Source organism: Kribbella aluminosa, from assembly GCF_017876295.1.
GTDB lineage: Bacteria > Actinomycetota > Actinomycetes > Propionibacteriales > Kribbellaceae > Kribbella > Kribbella aluminosa.
In genome coordinates, this window is sequence record NZ_JAGINT010000001.1 from 2881292 (window position 1) to 2900255 (window position 18964).

Below are 18964 nucleotides of genomic sequence, written 5' to 3' on the forward strand. Positions count from 1 at the left end.
CGCCCGGCGAGTGGAGGAGATCCATGAACTTGACGTCGCAGATGGAGCAACTACTCACGACCGGCGACCTGATCGCCGAGCTCGCCGCGCGGGCGCCCAAGATCGGGGGCAACGACGGAGGCTGGCCCGGGCTCACCATCTACCGGTTCCACGAGCCGACCGAGCCCAGCTGGGAGGAGATCCAGTCCCTCTCGATCGGCATCGTCGCTCAGGGCCGCAAGGCGGTGATCGCGGAGGGCAACACCTACATCTACGACCCGTTCAACTACCTCGTCCTCAGCAGCCATCTGCACTTCCAAGCGCAGATCCTGGAGGCGAGCCCCCGCAGGCCGTTCCTTTCCTTCGTGCTGCAGGTGGATCCCGGTTTGGTCAAGAAGGTCTCGACCGACATGATCGATCGTCGTACCGCCGTCGGCTTCCCGCCGGTCAAGACCTCACCGGCGTCCGAGAAGTGCATGGTGTCCGCTCTGGATCCGGAGCTGATGAGCGTCGTCATCCGGTTCCTGCAGAGCCTCGACTCGGGCGCCGACCGTCGGGTGCTGACACCGATCTATCTGCAGGAGATCGTCTACCGCGTTCTGCAACGCGAGCAGTTCGCCCGCATGCTCTACATCGCGGCGAAGCAGGCCGGTGGCAATCCGGTGTCCGCAGCCGTGACGTACATCCGCGAGCACTACACCGAGCCGGTCACCGTCAACGACATGGCTGAGCGAGTCAACCTGAGCTGCAGCTCGTTCTCACATCTGTTCCGTGAGGTCACCGGGCGCTCGCCGTACCAGTTCCTCAAGGAGATCCGGCTAGACCGAGCGCGAGCTCTGCTGCTCGAGGGAAGACTCAGCGTCACCGATGTGTCGCGAGCCGTCGGTTACTCCAGCGCCTCGCACTTCATCAAGGAGTTCCGGACAAGGTTCGGGACGACGCCCAGGGCCTACGTGGATGCGCAGGCCCTGGGCATGCAGATGGTTGCGCTGCGGTCAGAGGCCCACTGACGCAACAGCGGCGACCAGCGCGTCGGCGAGGGGCTGCGACGAGGCTGGGTTCTGCCCGGTGTACAGGTTGCCATCGACAACGACGTGGGCCTCCCACGGGTTGAGTCCCGACCCGAACACACCGCCCGCGGCAGCGAGGCGGTCCTCGAGCAGCCATGCCGCCTTGTCGGCGAACCCGACCTGTCCTTCCTCCTCGTTGGTGAACCCGGTGACCTGGCGCCCACGGAACAGCCATTCGCCCGCGTCGCTCGCCGGCAGCAGGGCCGCCGGTCCATGGCAGACGGCGGCGACGGGCTTGTCGTTCGCGGTGAACGCCCAGAGCAGCTGTCCGAAGGCCTGCGACGAGGCCAAATCCTCCATCGGTCCATGCCCGCCCGGCACGAAGACCAGGTCGTAGTCGCCGGCGTCGACTGTATTCAGGTCGACCGGGTTCGCCAGCTCGTCGTCGATGCTGGCGAGGTAGGAGCGGAATCGGTTGCCGGGTTCCTCAGATCCGCCGTTCATCGCTGCGGTGAAGCCAGCCTCGTCCGCTGCCGGAGTCACGGCTCCTGGTGTGGCGATAGTGACGTCCAGGCCTGCATTGACGAAGACCTCGTGGGGCACGGCGAGCTCCTCGGGCCAGTAGCCGCAGGGGTGCTGGGTGCCGTCCTTCAGGGTCCAGAACCGGGACCCGGTGACGGCGAACAGGACACGGGCCATCTTTTTCTCCTCTCGTGGGATGCGTTGTCTCCGGGGGGCTCGGAGCACGCACACGCTAAGCGGATCGCCCCTTCAGGCGATCGCTTCGAGCCGGTTTCCGACACAAGTTCGCTGGACTGCGATACCGCTATCCGAACTGGCGCGGACTGGACACACATCGAGCAGGAATACATCACCACGGGACCTCGAGTTGGACTTTTCTACGAGTAGTGGCCCCAGTCACGGCTCAAGGAATTCGACCGAAGGAAAACACGATGGCTCGCATCGCCTACCTGGTCTCCAGCGCCACCGAGATCACGCTGGCCGACGGCACGAAGCACCCGACCGGCTACTTTGCAGAAGAGGCGCTGAAGCCCTACGAGCGGTTCACCGCTGCCGGCTTCGAGGTCGTCGTCGTCACCCCCGACGGCAAGGCGCCCACCGCCGACCCGTACGGCCTCAACTGGTTCTTCCACTACCCCGACGAGGACAAGGACTACCTCAACAGCGTCGTCCGGACCTTCGCCTTCGACCCCGACGACATCCGGTTCACATTGCACCAGTCAAGCGAGCTCGAGCTCGCCGCGTCCCGACGGCTGGCAGACTCGCTTCGCGTCAAGGGCCTCTCGGCCGATGGTGCGCACGCTGCTGTCAGCAAGGCGGCCAAGGTGGCGTGGCGGCAGGACCGCCGACTCTCCGACGTCCTGGCCGACCCTCAGTACGCCAGCGGCCTGACCGCCGTTGAGGTCCAGGAGGCGATCGCCGGACAGCAGCACGCCAGTGAGAAGCTCGCGGCCGACCGGAAGGCCAAGCTCGACGGGCTCCCCGGATTCCAGCGTCCGGTTGACCTGGGGAGCCTGACTGGCGACGACCTCGCCTCCTTCGACGCCGTGTTCGCACCGGGAGGTCACGGTCCGATGGTCGACCTGGTCGACAACCCGGATGTCGCGAGGCTGCTCGTCGCCCTGCACGAGCGGACGGCACCGATCGCGTCGTTGTGCCATGGTCCTGCACTCCTGCTCTCGGCTCCGGAGAGGTCAGACGGGCAGTGGCTCTTCGACGGCTATCGGATGACCTGCTTCACCGACGAGGAAGAGGACCAGACGGAGCCCGGCAAGCTCGGGCTGCCCTGGTACGTCGACACCGCCCTGAAGAACGCCGGCGCGGTCTTCGACGACGGTCCCTCGGCCTGGGCGAGCCACGTCGTCGTCGACCGTCACCTGATCACCGGACAGAACCCGGGCTCGACCGAGGCCGTCGCCGACGCCGTGATCAAGGCCCTGACCGCCCGTTCAGCACAGGCCGCCTGACATGTCGTTCCTGGGCAAGACACTCTCACGGACGAGGAGCCCCCAAGTGAGAACTACCAGCACAGACCCGGTCGCGGACTTCCTGACCGGCTTCACCAACGCCGACGTCGATGCCGCGCTGGCGGCAGTGGCGGACGACGTCCGCGTCACCTTCCACGGACTGGGCGTCCGGGGCACCGGCACCGACTCGATCCGCCGGGTCCTCGAGGACATCGTCACGGCCTTCCCGGACCTCCGCGTCACCACCAAGCGCGTCGTGCGGATCGGCAATGTCGTGACCGCAGAGATCAAGGTCGAAGGAACGCAGGCTGCCGACTACGCCGGGGCCATCAACCAGGAGAAACACCTCGACCTCGACGAGGCATGGCGCTTCGAGGTGCGCGAAGGACGGATCGTGGCGGTCGACGCGTACTGGTGCCAGCAGCAACTCTACCGCCGCCTCGGGGTGAAGCGGTTCGACCAGATCGCGATCGTGTGAGGAGCACCCGATGACCATGACAACCCAAGCCCGTAGCGCTTCCGACAACGCCGCCGTCGTCACCGAGTTCTTCGACCGCTACCGCGCCCGGGACGTGCACGGCATGGGGGATCTGTGCGCCATCAACGCGGACTTCTCCTACCCAGCCTTCGAGATGTGGGGCAAGCAGCGCGTCGTCCGCGGTGACGGCAAGGTCGGCACCGTCGGGAAGGCCATCTGGGCCGGCCTGATCCAAGCCTTCCCGAACCTTTCCAACTCCGTCCACTCGATCGAGGCCAACGACGAGGGCGACGTCGTCGTCCAGGTCGACATCGGGGGAACCCAGCAGCTGCCCTGGGGTTTCGTACGCCCCGCCGGCCGGACCTACAGCGAGCCCCACCTGTTCATCTTCAAGGTGAACCAGGACGGGCTCATCAGGTCCCTCACCGCCTACTGGAACAACGCCGGGATCAGCCAGCAACTCGGCCACCTCGAAGTCGATTAGGAGATCAACACACCATGGCACTGCTCAAGCGTGAAGAGTGGCAGGGCTTCGTCCGCGACGTGGACTGGACCCCAACCTACGCCGACGACGAGGCCATCTACCCCGAGTGGCACTCGGGCACCGGGAAGGTCCCGCGGGAGGCGTGGAAGACCTGGGAGGAGTCCTACAAGGTCACATACCCCGAGTACGTCGCCACCCAGCGGGAGAAGGAGGCGTCCGCGTACGCCGTCAAGGCGGCGCTGCAGCGTTCGAACAACTTCGAGATCCTCGACGAGGGCTGGAAGTCCGCGACGAAGATGCACTTCGGCGGGGTCGCGCTCGTGGAGTACCTCGCCGTTCTCGGCGAGCTGAAGATGGCCAGGTTCGGACTCAACGGAGCGTGGCGGAACATGGCCACCTTCGGTCAGCTCGACGAGATGCGGCACGCCCAGATCACGACGTTCTTCGGGCACGAGTTCATCGCCAAGGACCCGCAGTACGACTGGACTCAGAAGACCTTCCACACCAACGACTGGGTGCCGATCTCGGCTCGCAACCTGTTCGACGGGATGATGATCGCGCCCAACGTGGTCGATCTGGCGATCGAGCTCCCCTTCACCTTCGAGACCGGCTTCACGAATCTCCAGTTCGTAGCTCTCTCGGCGGATGCCCTGGAGTCCGGCGACGTGAACTTCGCCAACATGATCTCCTCGATCCAGACCGACGAGGCACGCCACTCCCAGCAGGGCGGTCCCACGATGGAGATCCTGGTTGAGCACGACCCGGTCAGGGCCCAGTGGATCATCGACAAGAGCTTCTGGGGCTCTGCCCGCATCTTCAGCGCCCTCACTGGGCCCGCGATGGACTACTACACGCCGCTCGAGCACCGCAAGCAGTCCTACCGCGAGTTCATGGAGGAGTGGATCATCGACCAGTTCATCCACACCATCGAGGACTACGGACTCAAGAAGCCCTGGTTCTGGGACGAGTTCATGCGCGGCCTCGACACCTGGCACCACGGCCTGCACATGGGCCTGTGGTACTGGCGGCCGACGCTGTGGTGGCGTCCGAAGGCCGGAGTCTCGAAGGACGAGCGCGAGTGGCTGCAGGAGAAGTACCCGAACTGGGAGAAGGTGTTCGGCGACAAGTGGGACGTGATGATCGACCAGGTCAACGCGAACAACGTCGAGGCGACCCTGCCCGAGACGCTGCCCTGGCTGTGCAGCACCTGTCACCTGCCGGCCTGCAACGCGACGCAGTCTCGTGACGGCAAGTGGCGGATCCGGAGCTGGCAGCTGGACTACGACGGCAAGAAGTACCACTTCTGCACCAACGCCTGCCGCCAGATCTTCTGGAAGGACCGCGACAACGTCAACCACGAGACGCTGATCGACCGCTTCCTCGCAGGTCAGATCCAGCCGATGGACGTCGGCGGGATCCTCAACTACATGGGCCTCACGCCCGAGGTGATGGGTGACGACCCCGACTACGCCGCCTGGACGCGCGACTACGTCGGCCGACCCACCACCGGCCTCGCGGCGCCCGCTGGAAAGGTGAGCTGATGACCGAGCAGATCCAGCGTGGCGTCGAGGACCGGGCCCCTGAGCTCGTGCCCCTCAACGCGATCTTCGCCACCGACTTCGTGCAGATCCTGGTGCCGGTGACCACCGCCAGCACGATGAACGAGGTCGCCGCTGCTGTCGCCCATCACGTCGAGGGCAAGCGAGTCCGGGCATTGCCGTTCCCGAAGTTCGTCATTCACAACGGCCGCCATCTGCCTGGTGAGATGACGGTCGCCGAGGCCGGCATTGCGCCCCTTGACCACATCGCCGTCGAGTACGACCTCCCGGAGGGCCAGTCATGAAGAATCCCGTCGGCCCGATCCTGCGCATGGGGGATCAGATCGAGGACGTCATCCAGGCGATCCGCGACGACAACCCCGGTCAGGAGATCGAGGTCATCGACCGCGGCTCCTATGTCCGGGTCCAGGGCGACGCGTGTGTGCGCGTCACCCAGGACACGCTCCGGCACTACCTCGGGGCCGACTACGAGATCCGCTCCTTCGGCACGATGATGTCGTCGTTCGCGGGCCGCGTCGTCACCTCCAGCGAAGAGATCGTCTGGGAAAAGATCAAGCGCGACACTCCCGAAGGAGAACTGGTCCGATGACCGAGATCACCCGCTCACGGGCCCGCCGTACCTTCAGCGCATTCGGCGACGTACGCAAGATGCCGACCGAGTACGAGATCGTGACTCAGGGCCAGAACTACACGACCCGCGAAAACCGAGCCGCGGCCTTCGAGCAGAACCCCTCCTCACCGGCGAACCTGTGGTTCCTGACCTACAGGGATCAGTCGCCACTGCAGGCCGAGAACTGGGAGCAATTCCGGGAGCCCGACAGCCTGACCTACCGGATGTACGTCGGTGCCCAGGCAGAGTCCGAGTCCAAGATCCACGGCGTGGTCGAGGAGTACGCGCTCCTCGGGGCCGAGAAGCGCCTTGCCCCTGGATGGGTCGAGCTGCTCGGCACGCTGTACACGCCGTCGCGCTACGCGGTGCACGGCTTCCAGCAGATCCAGGCCTACATCGGATACATGGCGCCGACGGCATACATCACGAACCCGGCAGGACTCTCCACCGCCGACTTCCTGCGCCGCAACACCACCATCGCCTACCGCACCCGCGAGCTTCAGCTCGCACACCCGGACTCCGCGATCGGAACTGACAGCGAGCGCAAGCACTGGCAAGGCTGCGCTGGCTGGCAGGGCACGCGCAAGGCGGTCGAATCCGCATTGATCAGCTACGACTGGGGCGAGGCCTTCACGGCCCTGAACCTGGTGCTGCTGCCAACCCTGGACGACGTGCTGACCCGCCAGTTCGCTGAGGTAGCCCTGGAGAACGGCGACAACCTCGCCTGGCTGGTCCAGAGCTTCCTCGACGCCGACAACCAGCGTCGCAACCGCTGGAGCCACGCGGTCGCCCAGTTCGCGATCAGCCAGAAGCCGCAGTCCGCGGCCGCCATCGAGAAGTGGGTCGCCAAGTGGTCCCCGTACGCCGACGACGCAGCCGCGGGCCTGGCCACGCTGCTCGAGACGCTCCCGGAGGCCCCGCGTGCGGCGGACGACGTGATCGCCGGCGCACGCGCGGCCCGTGAGGCGTTCATCAGCTCGTTCCTCGGCGACGCCAACAAGGCATCGGCATGAGCACCCAGGTGGCGACCACGCAGTGGCACGAGACGATGCACATCGACGACCTGTGGGACGGCGACATGGCCCCCGTCGAGGTCGACGGAACCAAGGTCCTCCTCGTCAACGTCGGCGGGGACGTCAAGGCCTACCTCAACCGGTGCCCCCACCAGGCCTGGGCCTTGGATGAGGGCGACCTCGACGGTGAAACGCTCACGTGTATCCGACACATGTGGACGTTCGACGTCACGGACGGCACAGGCATCAACCCCGACGACGAGTGCCTGACGACCTTCGGGTGCGAGGTCGGTGACGATGGCGTGATCCGAGTGGACGTCGGCTGATGTCCGTCCGACGCCACGTCATCATCGGCGGGGGTGTGGCTGCTGCATCGGCAGCAGCCACGCTGCGCTCCCACGACTTCGACGGAGAGATCGTGATCGTCAGCGACGATCACACCCTGCCGTACGAACGTCCACCGCTCTCCAAGGAATACCTCGGCCATGACGGTGACGGCAGACCGACCTTGGTGAAGCCCGAGAACTGGTACGCCGAGCATCAGGTGACCGTGCGGCTCAACACCCGGGCCACTCGGATCGATCCTGGTGCGAAACGGATCGAGCTCTCGAGCAGTGAGAAGCTGGAGTACACCAAACTGTTGCTCGCCACGGGAGTCCGGGCTCGGAGCCTGCCCCATGTGACGAGCGATCGGGTCCTCACCCTTCGCTCCCTGTCCGACGCGACACGGATCCGTCAGCTCCTCGCCAAGGTCGACACCGTCGCCATCCTCGGCGGCGGCTTCATCGGCTGCGAGGCGGCGTCGACGGCGATCTCCATGGGCAAGCGAGTGACCATCGTGGAGCGAAGCAGCACCCTGATGGAGGCGGCGCTGGGCGCCACACTCGGCGGTGTCATGACCGACGTCCACCGAGCGGCTGGCGTGCACGTGATGACCGGGTGCGTCGTGCATAACATCGAGCAGACTCCAACCTCCCTTGTCGTGCGGACCGATCGCCGCGTCATCGAGGCCGATCTGGTCCTGGTGGGCGCCGGAAGCCAACCCAACATCGACCTCGCCGAGGAAGCCGGCCTGCGTACGAATGGTGGCATCGTGACCGACGAGTACTCACGCACAAGCGCTGTCGACATCTACGCTGCCGGCGATGTCGCCTCGATCCTCCATCCCTTCTATGGCGCGCACCTGCGCGTCGAGCATCACGACACCGCGATGCACCACGGCGCGTCGGCCGCCAAGAACATGCTCGACCTGAACGAGCCGTTCTCCGAGTCACACTGGTTCTGGTCCGACCAGTACACGCACAACCTTCAACAGGCGGGACGTTCCGAGCCCGGCGACGAGGTCATCGTTCGGGGCTCCCTCGACGACCTCGACTTCTCGGCGTTCTCGTTGCGCGGGGCCCGCATCACCAAGGTCATCTCTCTCAACCGCCCTCGCGACGTCCTCGCCACCAGGCGGCTGTTGTTCTCCGAACACCAGGCATCCCCGGACCAACTCAAGGACGAATCAACTCCGCTCAACCGGCTGGTACCCCGCGAGCGGCCGAACCGAGTGGAGGCCTGATGTCCACCCTCACCGACATCAACGTGCACCAGAAGCAGGTCCGCGTCCCGTATCAGGACGCCCGCGCGGCGCTGGCTCGCGTCGCCGGCGATGATGCCGTCTCGTCAGTCGCCAAGCTTCGCCACGGCCCCGGAGTCACCTGCGAACCCGTCGCTCGGGTCCTGGACCGGGCACTCACCCATGCCACCCAAGACGGACTCGATCCCCACGGCCTCGTGCTCAGCGCATTCGTCGTCGAGCCAGGCGAGGGCATCGTGCGGGTCCGGCGCAAGGCCCACGGCAAGGCCGACTGGATCACCAGCGTCACGAGCGACATCAGCATCGCGCTGACGCCCCGCGGGATCTACGAGTCCGCTGTCGTCGAAGACCCCCCGGACCGGTACGCGGTCGAGCCGACACCTCGCCCCAGCTCGTACGACGCCTCCCATCCTTTGGTCCCCGAGATCCGCGAGCGACTCTTTGAGGTCATCGACCCCGATCTCGGCGTGAACATCGTCGACCTGGGTTTCGTTCGGAACATCGGCGTGGAGAACACGACTGCCGTCATCACCATGACACTTACCTCGGCCGCGTGCCCTCTCGCCGGCGTCATGGAGGACCAGGTTCGCACCGAGCTTCTCGGCGACGACGGAATCGTGGACGACTTCCGCATCGACTGGCGTTGGGCGCCGGCGTGGACGCCCGCCGACCTCTCCGCCGATGGCCGTGAGCAGCTCCGCGCCGTCGGCTTCAACATCTGAAATGGAGACAGTGAAATATGGGACACGTCGTCATCGCGACCTGGAAGACCAAGCCCGGGGAACGGGAGAAGGTGATGGACATCTTGGCGGAGATGACGCCGGGCAACCGCGCCGAGCCGAAGATGGTTCACTTCCAGGCGCAGCTCAGCACCGCCGACCCCGACACGATCATCTTGTACGAGCAGTACACCGATCCCTCTGGCTATGAAGACCACCGGGCCACCGAGGCGTTCCAGACGAGGGTTCTCGGGGAGGCGATCCCGCTTCTCGCCGAGAGGAACGTCCAGACGTTCACAACGATCGATGGCGACTCGACGTCGTGACTGCTCGATCCATGGTCGACCATCCATTGGCGGTGGCTGACCGGAGGTCGCCGGAGCCATCGGCCGTGCACGGCAGCGTGACACTCTCGAGTTCACTCAAGCGTTCATCTGGCTGTGGCAGGTGGAGTCCATTTCGGCCGGCGCGCTGGTGGTTTACGGCGGAGGGCATTGCGTCGGCAGGAGCGGGTCGGGTATCCGGTTGCCGAGTCGCAGTACGCCGGCTCCGGTCAGTGCTGCCGCCAGGGCGCCGCCCCACCAGACGGCGTCAGGTGAGGTTGCGAGCAGCGGGCCGCCGACGGCGGGGCCGAGGGCTACGCCTGCCATGAAGGTGAGGCCGTAGAGCGACAGGTAGCGGCCGAGCAGATGCGGTGGTGCGAGGTCGGCGACGATTGGGCCGAGCACGATGAACTGCGCGCACTCACCGATCGCGATCACGATCGCGACCCCGACCAAGACGGTGGTAGCGGTGAGCGTCGAACTTGTCAGCGTTGCGAGCAGGACCGCGAGCAGGCCGATGGCAAAGAGCGCGCTGGTCGCGGCAAGAGCGTGTGTGCGGCGCATCCGCTTGACGACCCGCGTGGCTGGAATCTGCGCGACGACGATGAGGATGGTGTTGATGAAGATGACGATGCCGATCTCGCCCGGCCCGATGGGGGTGTGCGCTTTCGCGAACGGCGGGAGGATGTTGGAAAAGAACGCGCCGCCGGTCATTGTGAGCACGATGTTGGCGGCGATGAGGATGAGGAAGAGCCGATCGTGGGCGACTGCTCGGAAGCCTGTTCCCCTGCCGCTGGCCGGCGCCGCATTCGCGAGGCGGGGGTTCGGGATCCCGACGAGCACAACGAGCGCGAAGACACCGAAGGTGGCGCCGTCGACGAGGTAGAGCGCCTGGAACGCGCGGAGGTCGTTGGCGGAAGCGATGATGAAGCCCGCAACCGTCGCGCCGCTGCCGAGGCCGAAGTTGCCTGCGACTCGGCGGAGCGCGATCGAGGAGGCGCGCTGCTCCGCTGAGACCAGGGTCAGGCTCAGCACCTGGTTCGCGGTGCTCGCGACGCCGAACCCGGCGCCGCCGACGGCCGAGCAGACGAAGGCTTGCCAGGGACGGTCGACGAATGCGAAGCCGGCGTAGCCCAGTGCGCTCGCGAGATTGCCGGTGATCAGGATCGGCTTGGCGCGGAAACGATCGAGCAGCGCACCCGAAGGGGGCGTGACGACCGCGGCCGTGGCCATGACCGCCGCCAGCACGAGCCCCGCAGTCGCGGTTGGGAAGCCGCGGGCCTGGTGCAGGTAGATGATCTCAAAGGGAAGGACCAGTCCGGTGCCGAAGTAGTTGACCGCGGTCCCAGCCTGAAGAACGATGACAGGCCCTGACAGACCCGTCCGCCAGCCGCCGAACACCCGAGCGAGCGTTCTGCCCGGTTGCTTCCCGCGGTTGGCTGCTTTCCCGTGCATGCCTGAGACTCGCACGCTCATCAGCGCCCGTGGCCGCGCGGATCGAGAACGGCGAACGCCACGCGCCCGGCCGATGCGGACGATGCCATCGTCAACCTCCAGGGTGGTTTCCAGCCGCGGCACGATCCGGTGGGCGGTCGTCCGGGCGGTCGCTAGTGCATACACCGCTGCGCTGGGAAACTGGGCGCCTGCGAGCCGCCCAGTTCGCGCCATGGGCGGTGTATATACCGGGCAGAGGCACGACGCAGACGCACGACGCAGAGGCACGACAAGGTGCGGAAGGAGGGAGCGCGGGATGGTGCCAGCGGATCTGCTCTCACGGGCGCGGGCCGGGGATGGCGAGGCGTTCCGGGAGCTGGCCGAGTCCCACCGGCGGGAGCTGCAGGTGCATTGCTACCGGATGCTCGGATCCTTCGCCGACGCCGAGGACGCCGTCCAGGAGACGATGCTGGCCGCCTGGCAAGGCATCGGCGGGTTCACTGAGGAACGCGCGTCGCTGCGCACCTGGCTGTACAAGATCGCCACCAACCGGTGTCTCAACGCGCGCCGCGCGGCAAGCCGGCGTCCGGCCAGGGGGTGGGATATGTCGCAGTTCCAACCGCCGGTGCCGACCCCGCGCGACGAGGCCGCCTGGCTGCAGCCGTTTCCTGACGCGTTCCTCCTGGAGGGCGCCGTCGACCAGCCGCTCGGGCCGGAGGCTCGCTACGAGCAGAGCCAAGCCATCTCGCTGGCCTTCGTGGCCGCCCTGCAGCTACTTCCGCCCCGCCAGGTTGCCGTCGTCATCTTGCGCGACGTCCTCGGATTCCACGCCAGCGAGGTGGCCGGCATGCTGGAGGTGACGGTCCCATCGGTCAACAGCGCCCTCAAACGGGCCCGCGCTAACCTGCGGCGCCGGCAACAAGCCGCCGGCCACCAGCCGCCGCCCGCCGCAGGTTCGCCCGCCGAGGACGCGATCGTGGCCATGTTCACCCGCGCGTGGGAGTCGGCCGATCTCGACGCCCTGGTCGCCCTGCTGACCGACGACGTCTTCATCGCCATGCCTCCGGAGCCATTCGGATACGAGGGCCGGGACGCCGTGGCCCGCTACTGGGCCCGCCAGTTCGCCGCGGGCCGCCGTTTCGACCTCGTGCCGACCCGAGCCAACGGCCAGCCCGCATTCGGGGCATACCTGCGCGTCCCGGCCGGAATCCGCCACGCGGCCGGCTTCTACGTGCTCACCCTGGACGGCGACCGGATCGGCGCCATGACCCGCTTCGAGGCCAGCGTGTTGCCGTGGTTCGGGCTACCGCGATCGCTCCCGGCCCGGTGACCAGCCCTGGAGCAGCGATAGTGAGCAGCAGCGACCCAGGCTGGGGAATACGCCCTCGAATAGGGGTGTCGGTAAGAAACCGGGCGGCGGTGACGAACCGTCGACCGGCTCGCGGCCGGACGGAAAGCCAGCGTTGGCGACAAGTGCTGCGCGAAGGGCAATCCTGTGCCTGAACTTCCGCCGATCTCCCACTGGATGCTGCAACGCCTGACCGCGCGACTGCGTTGTTCGTGCTGTCAATGATCTCGAAGGACTTCGCAACGCGGCCCGAGCGGGCAGGTACACGCAGGGATCGGCCGACGAGTTCGTGCATGTGCGGTCGACGTCGGTCGGGTCACGGCCCCGGCGGGCAGCCTCTACCTTGCCTGGCCGCGGCGATGACTTGCCTAGCGAGGTCGTGCTCAGCCGCGGGGCCGGTTGCACCGTACGGCGGACCGCGGCAACCACTGGTCGGAGTATCAGCCCTAGACCGCCAGGGGCTGGCGGCCGACGCGGCGCCAGGCGACCGCCAGGAACACCACCAACACGACGAACGGGAGCGATCCGACCGCCCAGCTCAGCGCCAGCGGTGGACCGGGCTGACTGAGGATCGCCACGTCGGCGAGCGCTCCCTCACCGTGTCCTTGTGGCCCGTCGATGGCGAATCGGAAGGTGTAGTTGCCGGCGGCGTCGAACGACTTCACGTCCAGACCCCACGAGTCGAGCTTGCGGGGGTGCCGGACCAGCGGGGTGACGGTTTCGTCGGGCTTGACACCCGGGCCGTCGACGGTCAGAGTCCCGGACTTGCCGCCGATGCCGCCGTCGGGAACGAAGGTGAAGTCCAGCGATTTCATGGCCCGCATCGGCCAGACCGAGAAGCCGACGGTGACCTGGTACGGGCCGGCCTGGACGTGTTCGGTGTGGACGATGTTGACGGGTGCGTAAGCCATCGCGGGGCTGGTCCCGGCCAGTCCGAGAGTGGTCAGAACGCCCACGATGACGCCTAGCCGCCGGAACCAGTTCGTGGTCATGAGGCCACCTTCGGAGCGGGTGCGAGCGCTTGCAGCATGGTGGCGAACCTGAGGCCGAGGTAGCCCGCGAGGGCTCCTAGCGGAAGGCCGAGGAACGAGATCAGCAGTGTCTGGGTTCCCGAGATGTGTGAGGTGGGGTCGGTGAGGTTCTGCTGGGGCGGCAGGCCGGCTGCGACGATGAGGCCGGACACCGTGCCGGCGAGCAGCATCAGGTTCCTCGGGGCGAGCCGTCGGCTGCGGGCCAGCCAGAACAGGGTCTCGACGAGCACCGCCGCGACGATGAGGAACATCGGCATGGCGGCGGGGATCTCCGGTGGCTTGGGAGTGAGGCCGTCACGGAGGGGCAGGTCGCTGGAACGGGCGTAGGTCTCCGCCGCCCACGGCGAGAACCACCAGAGAAACCCTTGCAAGGCGCCTAACGCCGAGGCGATGACGACGGCCCCGCCCGGACGTCGCAGCGTGGCTCTTCCGATGATCAGCAGCATGGACGAGAAGAGGATGATCCCTAGGACGGTCGGGTCGATCGGGATCGGTAGATTGCTGAGTGCGTTGGTCGGGATGGGGGCGAAGGTGATCAGGATCGGGATCGCCAGCACGAGGCCGGCCCGGCCCCAGCGCTCGTCCCGGGCGGCGGCGAAGACGATGAAGCTGCCGATCATGGTCAGCGTGATCGACAGGAACAGGGCGACGTGCGACGGCGTGTTCAGGGTGGCATCGAAACCGTAGATCGAGTGCCAGGCCAGGTCGAGCAGCCCGTAGACGAGGAAGGACGCCGCCCCGACCCCGGAGACGAGATAGCCGAGCGGTGCTGTGAAGACGCCACCGAACACCCGGACCGGCGTACCACCGACGGTCCGTGGCAGTGGGTGGCCGGCTCGCTGGTGGGAGGTTGCCAGCAGCACCATGGCGAGACTGGCGATCCCGGACAGTGCGCTCCCGGAGTACAGGGCAAGGTGGGACAGCGTGAAGAAGGTGTCGGGGCCGACTTCGACGTGCCACTGCACGTCCCAGCTCAGACCAACGGTGGTGATCGCGGTGCCGAGGAGCACGATCCAGGCTCCGGCCTGAGCGGCGGAGCTCGCCGGGACTGCGGTCCGGCTCGTGGTGGCCGCGGGTGGGGGAGCGGCTCGGCCGATCGCGCCCGGTGCTGCGGAAGCGTCCATGAGATGCCCTTCTTCGGTGAGATTCAGTGGACAGAGAGCGGGAGTGTGAGGTGCTCGGCGGTGCCGCCGGCCTCGATCGACACCAGCAGTTCCCAGGGCCCGGCCATCATCAGCGGCACCCCGTCGACGCGGTAGCGATCACCTCCGAGTGGTACCGCCCGGATCGACTCGGTGGCATGACCCATCAGCGGCATGACCGCCTCGAGGTCCACGGCTGTGGCGGATGCGGTACTGGCGGTGCGCGTGGCGAAGGCGAATTCGATGGCGGTGACGCCTGTCAGTGGGTTGTCCACGGTCGCGGTGACGATGTAGCGGGCCGTTCCGGTGTGAAGCACTGTCGGTGCGGGTTGCATTGGCAGGAGGAGGACGAGGAGACTGGCGACGAGGACGACAGCCACGCTTGCCGCGAGGATCATTCGCCGTAAGGGCATCCGGCTGCTCATCCGTGCATCCCCTGGCCCGAAGGCGCCGCTACGTCGATGACGAGCGGGACCGTCAGTACGGCGTACCGGAGTTCGACCTGGGACCACAGCCGGTAGCGGCCGGGCGTGGGGAACGTGTAGGTGAACGGGACGTCCGGGCCGTAGGCGGCGACGGTCTCGTCCGGAGCGCTGTCCCCGTTGACCGGCGTCATGCCGACCATGCCGACCATGCCGCCGCCCGAGTCGGACCTGCCGCTCATGCCGGGCATGTCCATCCCGGGCATGGACGGGCCGGTGCCGGGCATCGAGCCCATGGAGTGGGCGTGGGACCACACCGGCGCGAGCTGCACCGCAGTACCGAGGTCCGCGTCGGTGGGCAGTGGTCCTGCCACGATCAGGTGCCCGAGCATGCCCAGCCAGGGTTGAAGCTGAGCCGTGTCCCCTGCCCGGACGGTGACGGTTGTTGGCCGGCCGGCCACTGGGGTCGTCGTGGTGACCATGACGTGAGTGGCTTCGAACATCGTCATCGCGGTGAGGTGAGCTTTGTCGAGGACGAGGGGAGTCGCGGTCGCAGACGTCGCCGTTCGGCCAGGGGAGACGTCGAGGCCGGTTCGTACCAACTGGACCCCACCGCCGCGCCGCACCAACTCCGCGGACACCGCGTAGTGGCCGGCAACCGGCAGAGTCAGATGCTGCTCGTAGTGGCCGGGCGAGATCCTGATCGGGTGCAGGTGCCAGAGTCGCCCACCGGGGCCGATGAGGAGCAGGTGGATCAGCGCGCTGTCGTGGACGATCAGGTCGTCCACGGGGGCCCCGGTCGCGCCGTCGGTGAGATCCAGGCGGAGGTCCCCAGGCTGTCCGGAGCGCAGTGGTGACGAACCGAGCGTGAGGATCACGGCTGGACGCGAGAAATCGCTCACCGGCGGCCGGTTCACGGCGTACGGATTGCCGACGTTGTCGACGGTCGGATCGACTTGGCTTCCCGGTTGGGGTGGCAAAGGCAACGATCCGGACAGCACAGCTCCGGTCACCGCCACAGCCAGCGAGGCGGTCAGCCCGGCGACGGGCAGCAGCGCCCAGATTCCGCGGCGAGCGCGGGTTGCCACGACCACCGTGACGAGCAGCATGATCCCGGCGCCGAGGAACCCGCCGTAGATCGCGCGTTCGGGTGGCGACGTGACCTGCGCCGGTACGACGTACGGGATCCTTGCCACCCGGTGTCCGTCGCCGAGGGCCACTTCCCAGGGGCCGGGGCGATCGACCTGGACCGAGGTGGAGTAGGCGCCGGGGGTCGTGCCCAGTTCGACGGACGAGTGGGCGGTCGGCAGGCCCGGCGCCGGCTCTCGCGCTGAGCCGGTCGTGATGCCTACCGGTGTCACCGCGAGCGTCAACTCGCCCGGGGCGGTCCCGGCGTGGGTGATCACGTCGATCTGCAGCGGACCCGGCACACTCGTGACGCGGCGGAGGACAACCGTGAGCTCGCGGTCACCCAGGCTCTGCGCGACGGTGACGTCCCCGCCGGAGGACGGGCTGTCGGCATAGGCGGGCGCAAGTCCGGCAGACAGGACCACGACGCACCACAATCCGCTGAGCAGTAGCCTGACGGGTCGCGTCGCTGAAACCATGTCCGCAACGGTAGGAACCACGGGCGGCAAGGTCATCACCGTCGGCGGGGAAGCCGTGACGCACCGTCGGGGGATCTGGAGGTCCCCCGCGTGGGGGGTTCGTGGAGAGCGGGTGACCGAGGATGATCGACAAGTGGCGTGGTCGGCGAGCTCCCCTCTTGCCAGGGCCGGACCTTCAGGCGTCCGTGACCTGAGCAGGTCCCTGGCGCGCCAGTCGTTGCTCGTCGCCGCGGTCTGCATGGTCGCCGATGTCGCGGCGATGCTTGCCACCGGCCTGATGTCGCATCCGGGCCCGGCAGCCTGGGCCGTGCTCGTGTGTGTCGCGTTGGTCGATGCGGCCCTGGCTCTGCCCGCCCGGCTTTCAGGATGGGTCGCATTGGCCCATGCGGTCCTGCAAGTGCTTGCCGCCGGGCTGCTGGCCGGCTCGGCCGGCGGTCATCACGTCTCCGACGCGGGTTCCCTGATCGCCGGGTACCGCGCAGGTGCCTGGTTGCGCGGCCGGGTTGCGATCGCCGCGTTGGGTGTCTTGATGCTGGGAGTCGTCGGGGTGCAGTTGCTCAGTCCGTCCCACGACGGCGAGATCCTTCCGGTCGAGCTGCTCAAGAACGCGTTGCTGCCCTGGCTCGTGGGTCGCTACACCACCTCTCGGCGCGCCTACCTCGCCGAGCTCGAGCAGCAGGCGGACAACCAGCGCCGCGAGGCCCTGGTCGCCGTGGAACACGCTGTGGCCGAGGAGCGCAGCGCCATCGCCCGCGACCTGCACGACGTCATCTCGCACCACGTCAGCGCGATCGGGATGCACGCCGGAGCCGCCCGCCTGGCGATGAACACCGAGTCCCCTGCCGACGCCATCGCCGGCTCGCTGACCGCCGTGGAGACGGCCAGCCGAGCAGCCATGGCCGATCTGCGGCGGCTGCTCGACCTGCTGCACGGCGGGACCACCGACGCGAACCGGCAGCCAGGCCTCGACAATCTCGACGAGTTGCTCGACGGCGTCCGCCGGGCCGGTCTGCCGACCAGATTGAACACCCACGGTCTGGCCCGGCCGATGCCCGGGTCGCTCGACATCGCGTTGTACCGAATCACCCAGGAGATGCTCACGAACGCGTTGCGCCACGGTGACCGCACACCAGTCGAGATCGTCTTGTGCTTCGGCGACAACTCGGTGTCGGTGACCATGCGCAACGGAATACCGGACGAAGCCGTCAGCCGGGATCGGGCCCGCAAACGCGGCGGTGGGGCGCGGGGGCTGGCGGGGATCCGGCAGCGAGCCGCACTGTTCAGCGGAACAGTCAGCTACGGACCGGATGCCACCGGCAGCTACTGGGAGACGGTGGCGGCCTTTCCGCTGGCCGGTGAGCGATGACGGTACGCATCCTGCTCGCCGACGACCACGCCATGTTCCGCTCCGGACTGCGTGCGGTGCTGGACACCCAACCCGACTTCGAGTGTGTCGCCGAGGTGGCCGACGGCCGGGCCGCGGTGGCCCAGAGCACCCGGCTGCAACCCGACGTGGCGATCCTTGACGTCCGGATGCCCAAACTGGACGGTCTGGCCGCCGCCGAAGCGATCCTTGCCGATGGCAACATCAGCACGCAGGTCCTCGTCCTGACGACGTTCGACGCCGACGAGTACGTCTATCGCACCCTGGCCGCCGGGGCGAGCGGGTTCTTGCTGAAGAGTCTGCCGCCGGAAGAGCTCGTCGCCGCGATCCGGATCGCGGCCCGCGGAGAGGCCCTCGTCGACCCCTCGGTGACGCGACGCCTGATCGCCCGGTTCGCGGCCGGGATCGCGCCGGGCAAACCTGCGCCGGGACGGGCGCCCGGGCTCGAGCGGCTCACCAGCCGGGAGAACGAGGTGCTCCTCCTGGTCGCTGCCGGTCACAGCAACGCCGAGATCGGCGCCCGGCTCTACATCGGAGACGAAACCGTCAAGAGCCACGTCTCCCGCATCCTCGCCAAGCTCGAGCTCCGCGATCGCGTCCACGCCGTGATGTACGCCTACCGCCATAACCTGATCTCCAATGGTCCGTAGAACGACGCCGAGCCCGCAGTCGGGTCGACGGTGCCGTCCCGCTTCGCCACGCTGCTCCGGCTGGATGTGATGCAGTGACGCCGTCTTCTGTGCGCCACAGGGGTCGCTGGCCGAACACGTCGTGCTCGGAGGGTTGTCGAGTCAGGGTGGCGGCCGAGGTAGGCCAGGAGCCGGTCGCCGGCGGTCGCGAGCGGCTCGACT

General features: G+C 67.4%; 21 protein-coding genes. 15 read left to right on the top strand and 6 right to left on the bottom strand.

What is annotated here, in order from left to right:
- The first annotated feature begins 23 nt into the window (after positions 1–23).
- A complete protein-coding gene (locus JOF29_RS13940) occupies positions 24–989 on the top strand; it encodes an AraC family transcriptional regulator (protein WP_209694617.1) in 966 nt (321 codons plus the stop codon).
- Here JOF29_RS13940 and JOF29_RS13945 read toward each other — a convergent pair.
- On the bottom strand, positions 975–1688 hold the full coding sequence (locus tag JOF29_RS13945; RefSeq protein WP_209694618.1) for a type 1 glutamine amidotransferase domain-containing protein: 714 nt from the start codon (positions 1686–1688) through the stop codon (positions 975–977). The genes JOF29_RS13940 and JOF29_RS13945 overlap by 15 nt on opposite strands.
- A gap of 254 nt (positions 1689–1942) precedes the next feature.
- On the opposite strand from JOF29_RS13945, the gene JOF29_RS13950 reads away from it, so the two are divergent.
- The 11 genes from JOF29_RS13950 to JOF29_RS14000 are packed head-to-tail and all read left to right on the top strand — an operon-like array spanning position 1943 to position 9748.
- Positions 1943–2977 (top strand): type 1 glutamine amidotransferase domain-containing protein, encoded by a 1035-nt coding sequence (locus tag JOF29_RS13950; RefSeq protein WP_209694619.1) that lies wholly within the window; start codon positions 1943–1945, stop codon positions 2975–2977.
- Positions 2978–3023: 46 nt separating this feature from the next.
- Positions 3024–3455 (top strand): nuclear transport factor 2 family protein, encoded by a 432-nt coding sequence (locus tag JOF29_RS13955; protein WP_209694620.1) that lies wholly within the window; start codon positions 3024–3026, stop codon positions 3453–3455.
- Between the two features lie 10 nt (positions 3456–3465).
- On the top strand, positions 3466–3939 hold the full coding sequence (locus tag JOF29_RS13960; protein WP_209694621.1) for a nuclear transport factor 2 family protein: 474 nt from the start codon (positions 3466–3468) through the stop codon (positions 3937–3939).
- Between the two features lie 14 nt (positions 3940–3953).
- The gene (locus tag JOF29_RS13965) at positions 3954–5480 is read left to right on the top strand and encodes a ferritin family protein (protein WP_209694622.1); all 1527 of its coding nucleotides are present in this window, start codon (positions 3954–3956) and stop codon (positions 5478–5480) included.
- Positions 5480–5782: a toluene-4-monooxygenase system B family protein gene (locus JOF29_RS13970; protein WP_209694623.1), complete on the top strand. Its 303-nt coding sequence runs from the start codon at positions 5480–5482 to the stop codon at positions 5780–5782. The genes JOF29_RS13965 and JOF29_RS13970 overlap by 1 nt, the downstream gene beginning before the upstream one ends.
- Positions 5779–6087, top strand: coding sequence for an MmoB/DmpM family protein (locus JOF29_RS13975; RefSeq protein ID WP_209694624.1), 309 nt, complete (start codon positions 5779–5781; stop codon positions 6085–6087). The genes JOF29_RS13970 and JOF29_RS13975 overlap by 4 nt, the downstream gene beginning before the upstream one ends.
- A complete protein-coding gene (locus JOF29_RS13980) occupies positions 6084–7121 on the top strand; it encodes a ferritin family protein (protein WP_209694625.1) in 1038 nt (345 codons plus the stop codon). Before JOF29_RS13975 ends, JOF29_RS13980 begins: the two co-directional genes overlap by 4 nt.
- A complete protein-coding gene (locus tag JOF29_RS13985; protein ID WP_209694626.1) occupies positions 7118–7447 on the top strand; it encodes a Rieske (2Fe-2S) protein in 330 nt (109 codons plus the stop codon). Before JOF29_RS13980 ends, JOF29_RS13985 begins: the two co-directional genes overlap by 4 nt.
- Complete coding sequence (locus tag JOF29_RS13990; protein WP_209694627.1) at positions 7447–8685, top strand: NAD(P)/FAD-dependent oxidoreductase; 1239 nt, start codon at positions 7447–7449, stop codon at positions 8683–8685. The genes JOF29_RS13985 and JOF29_RS13990 overlap by 1 nt, the downstream gene beginning before the upstream one ends.
- Positions 8685–9425, top strand: coding sequence for an iron-sulfur cluster assembly protein (locus tag JOF29_RS13995; protein ID WP_209694628.1), 741 nt, complete (start codon positions 8685–8687; stop codon positions 9423–9425). The genes JOF29_RS13990 and JOF29_RS13995 overlap by 1 nt, the downstream gene beginning before the upstream one ends.
- A gap of 17 nt (positions 9426–9442) precedes the next feature.
- Positions 9443–9748: a putative quinol monooxygenase gene (locus tag JOF29_RS14000; RefSeq protein ID WP_209694629.1), complete on the top strand. Its 306-nt coding sequence runs from the start codon at positions 9443–9445 to the stop codon at positions 9746–9748.
- 153 nt (positions 9749–9901) lie between these two features.
- Here the strand turns inward: JOF29_RS14000 and JOF29_RS14005 are convergent, their stop codons facing one another.
- Positions 9902–11146: an MFS transporter gene (locus JOF29_RS14005; RefSeq protein WP_209694630.1), complete on the bottom strand. Its 1245-nt coding sequence runs from the start codon at positions 11144–11146 to the stop codon at positions 9902–9904.
- Between the two features lie 349 nt (positions 11147–11495).
- Between JOF29_RS14005 and JOF29_RS14010 the strand changes: the two genes are divergently transcribed.
- Positions 11496–12509, top strand: a complete 1014-nt coding sequence (locus JOF29_RS14010) for an RNA polymerase subunit sigma-70 (RefSeq protein ID WP_209694631.1) — start codon at positions 11496–11498, stop codon at positions 12507–12509.
- A 464-nt stretch (positions 12510–12973) separates the two neighbouring features.
- On the opposite strand, the gene JOF29_RS14015 is transcribed toward JOF29_RS14010, so the two are convergent.
- From JOF29_RS14015 to JOF29_RS14030, 4 genes are read right to left on the bottom strand one after another with little or no spacing between them, the layout of a single operon-like run.
- Positions 12974–13519: a hypothetical protein gene (locus JOF29_RS14015; RefSeq protein WP_209694632.1), complete on the bottom strand. Its 546-nt coding sequence runs from the start codon at positions 13517–13519 to the stop codon at positions 12974–12976.
- Entirely contained in the window at positions 13516–14682 is a 1167-nt protein-coding gene (locus tag JOF29_RS14020) for a hypothetical protein (protein ID WP_209694633.1), read from the bottom strand. Before JOF29_RS14020 ends, JOF29_RS14015 begins: the two co-directional genes overlap by 4 nt.
- Before the next feature lie 23 nt (positions 14683–14705).
- The gene (locus JOF29_RS14025; RefSeq protein WP_209694634.1) at positions 14706–15125 is read right to left on the bottom strand and encodes a hypothetical protein; all 420 of its coding nucleotides are present in this window, start codon (positions 15123–15125) and stop codon (positions 14706–14708) included.
- Positions 15122–16729 (bottom strand): DUF8832 domain-containing protein, encoded by a 1608-nt coding sequence (locus tag JOF29_RS14030; RefSeq protein ID WP_209694635.1) that lies wholly within the window; start codon positions 16727–16729, stop codon positions 15122–15124. Before JOF29_RS14030 ends, JOF29_RS14025 begins: the two co-directional genes overlap by 4 nt.
- A 112-nt stretch (positions 16730–16841) precedes the next feature.
- On the opposite strand from JOF29_RS14030, the gene JOF29_RS14035 reads away from it, so the two are divergent.
- Entirely contained in the window at positions 16842–18095 is a 1254-nt protein-coding gene (locus tag JOF29_RS14035) for a sensor histidine kinase (RefSeq protein ID WP_209694636.1), read from the top strand.
- Positions 18092–18763 (top strand): response regulator, encoded by a 672-nt coding sequence (locus JOF29_RS14040; protein ID WP_209694637.1) that lies wholly within the window; start codon positions 18092–18094, stop codon positions 18761–18763. The genes JOF29_RS14035 and JOF29_RS14040 overlap by 4 nt, the downstream gene beginning before the upstream one ends.
- Positions 18764–18964: the final 201 nt, after the last annotated feature.

Excerpts from the sequence above, each read along its gene's own strand:
- JOF29_RS14025 (WP_209694634.1), bottom strand. The coding sequence starts at position 15,125 with ATGAGCAGCCGGATGCCCTTACGGCGAATGATCCTCGCGGCAAGCGTG.
- JOF29_RS13990 (WP_209694627.1), top strand. The coding sequence starts at position 7,447 with ATGTCCGTCCGACGCCACGTCATCATCGGCGGGGGTGTGGCTGCTGCA.
- JOF29_RS14040 (WP_209694637.1), top strand. The coding sequence starts at position 18,092 with ATGACGGTACGCATCCTGCTCGCCGACGACCACGCCATGTTCCGCTCC.
- JOF29_RS14010 (WP_209694631.1), top strand. The coding sequence starts at position 11,496 with ATGGTGCCAGCGGATCTGCTCTCACGGGCGCGGGCCGGGGATGGCGAG.
- JOF29_RS13985 (WP_209694626.1), top strand. The coding sequence starts at position 7,118 with ATGAGCACCCAGGTGGCGACCACGCAGTGGCACGAGACGATGCACATC.
- JOF29_RS13965 (WP_209694622.1), top strand. The coding sequence starts at position 3,954 with ATGGCACTGCTCAAGCGTGAAGAGTGGCAGGGCTTCGTCCGCGACGTG.
- JOF29_RS13970 (WP_209694623.1), top strand. The coding sequence starts at position 5,480 with ATGACCGAGCAGATCCAGCGTGGCGTCGAGGACCGGGCCCCTGAGCTC.
- JOF29_RS14030 (WP_209694635.1), bottom strand. The coding sequence starts at position 16,729 with ATGGTTTCAGCGACGCGACCCGTCAGGCTACTGCTCAGCGGATTGTGG.
- JOF29_RS13995 (WP_209694628.1), top strand. The coding sequence starts at position 8,685 with ATGTCCACCCTCACCGACATCAACGTGCACCAGAAGCAGGTCCGCGTC.
- JOF29_RS14020 (WP_209694633.1), bottom strand. The coding sequence starts at position 14,682 with ATGGACGCTTCCGCAGCACCGGGCGCGATCGGCCGAGCCGCTCCCCCA.
- JOF29_RS14015 (WP_209694632.1), bottom strand. The coding sequence starts at position 13,519 with ATGACCACGAACTGGTTCCGGCGGCTAGGCGTCATCGTGGGCGTTCTG.
- JOF29_RS13940 (WP_209694617.1), top strand. The coding sequence starts at position 24 with ATGAACTTGACGTCGCAGATGGAGCAACTACTCACGACCGGCGACCTG.
- JOF29_RS13950 (WP_209694619.1), top strand. The coding sequence starts at position 1,943 with ATGGCTCGCATCGCCTACCTGGTCTCCAGCGCCACCGAGATCACGCTG.
- JOF29_RS13975 (WP_209694624.1), top strand. The coding sequence starts at position 5,779 with ATGAAGAATCCCGTCGGCCCGATCCTGCGCATGGGGGATCAGATCGAG.
- JOF29_RS13980 (WP_209694625.1), top strand. The coding sequence starts at position 6,084 with ATGACCGAGATCACCCGCTCACGGGCCCGCCGTACCTTCAGCGCATTC.
- JOF29_RS14000 (WP_209694629.1), top strand. The coding sequence starts at position 9,443 with ATGGGACACGTCGTCATCGCGACCTGGAAGACCAAGCCCGGGGAACGG.
- JOF29_RS13960 (WP_209694621.1), top strand. The coding sequence starts at position 3,466 with ATGACCATGACAACCCAAGCCCGTAGCGCTTCCGACAACGCCGCCGTC.
- JOF29_RS13945 (WP_209694618.1), bottom strand. The coding sequence starts at position 1,688 with ATGGCCCGTGTCCTGTTCGCCGTCACCGGGTCCCGGTTCTGGACCCTG.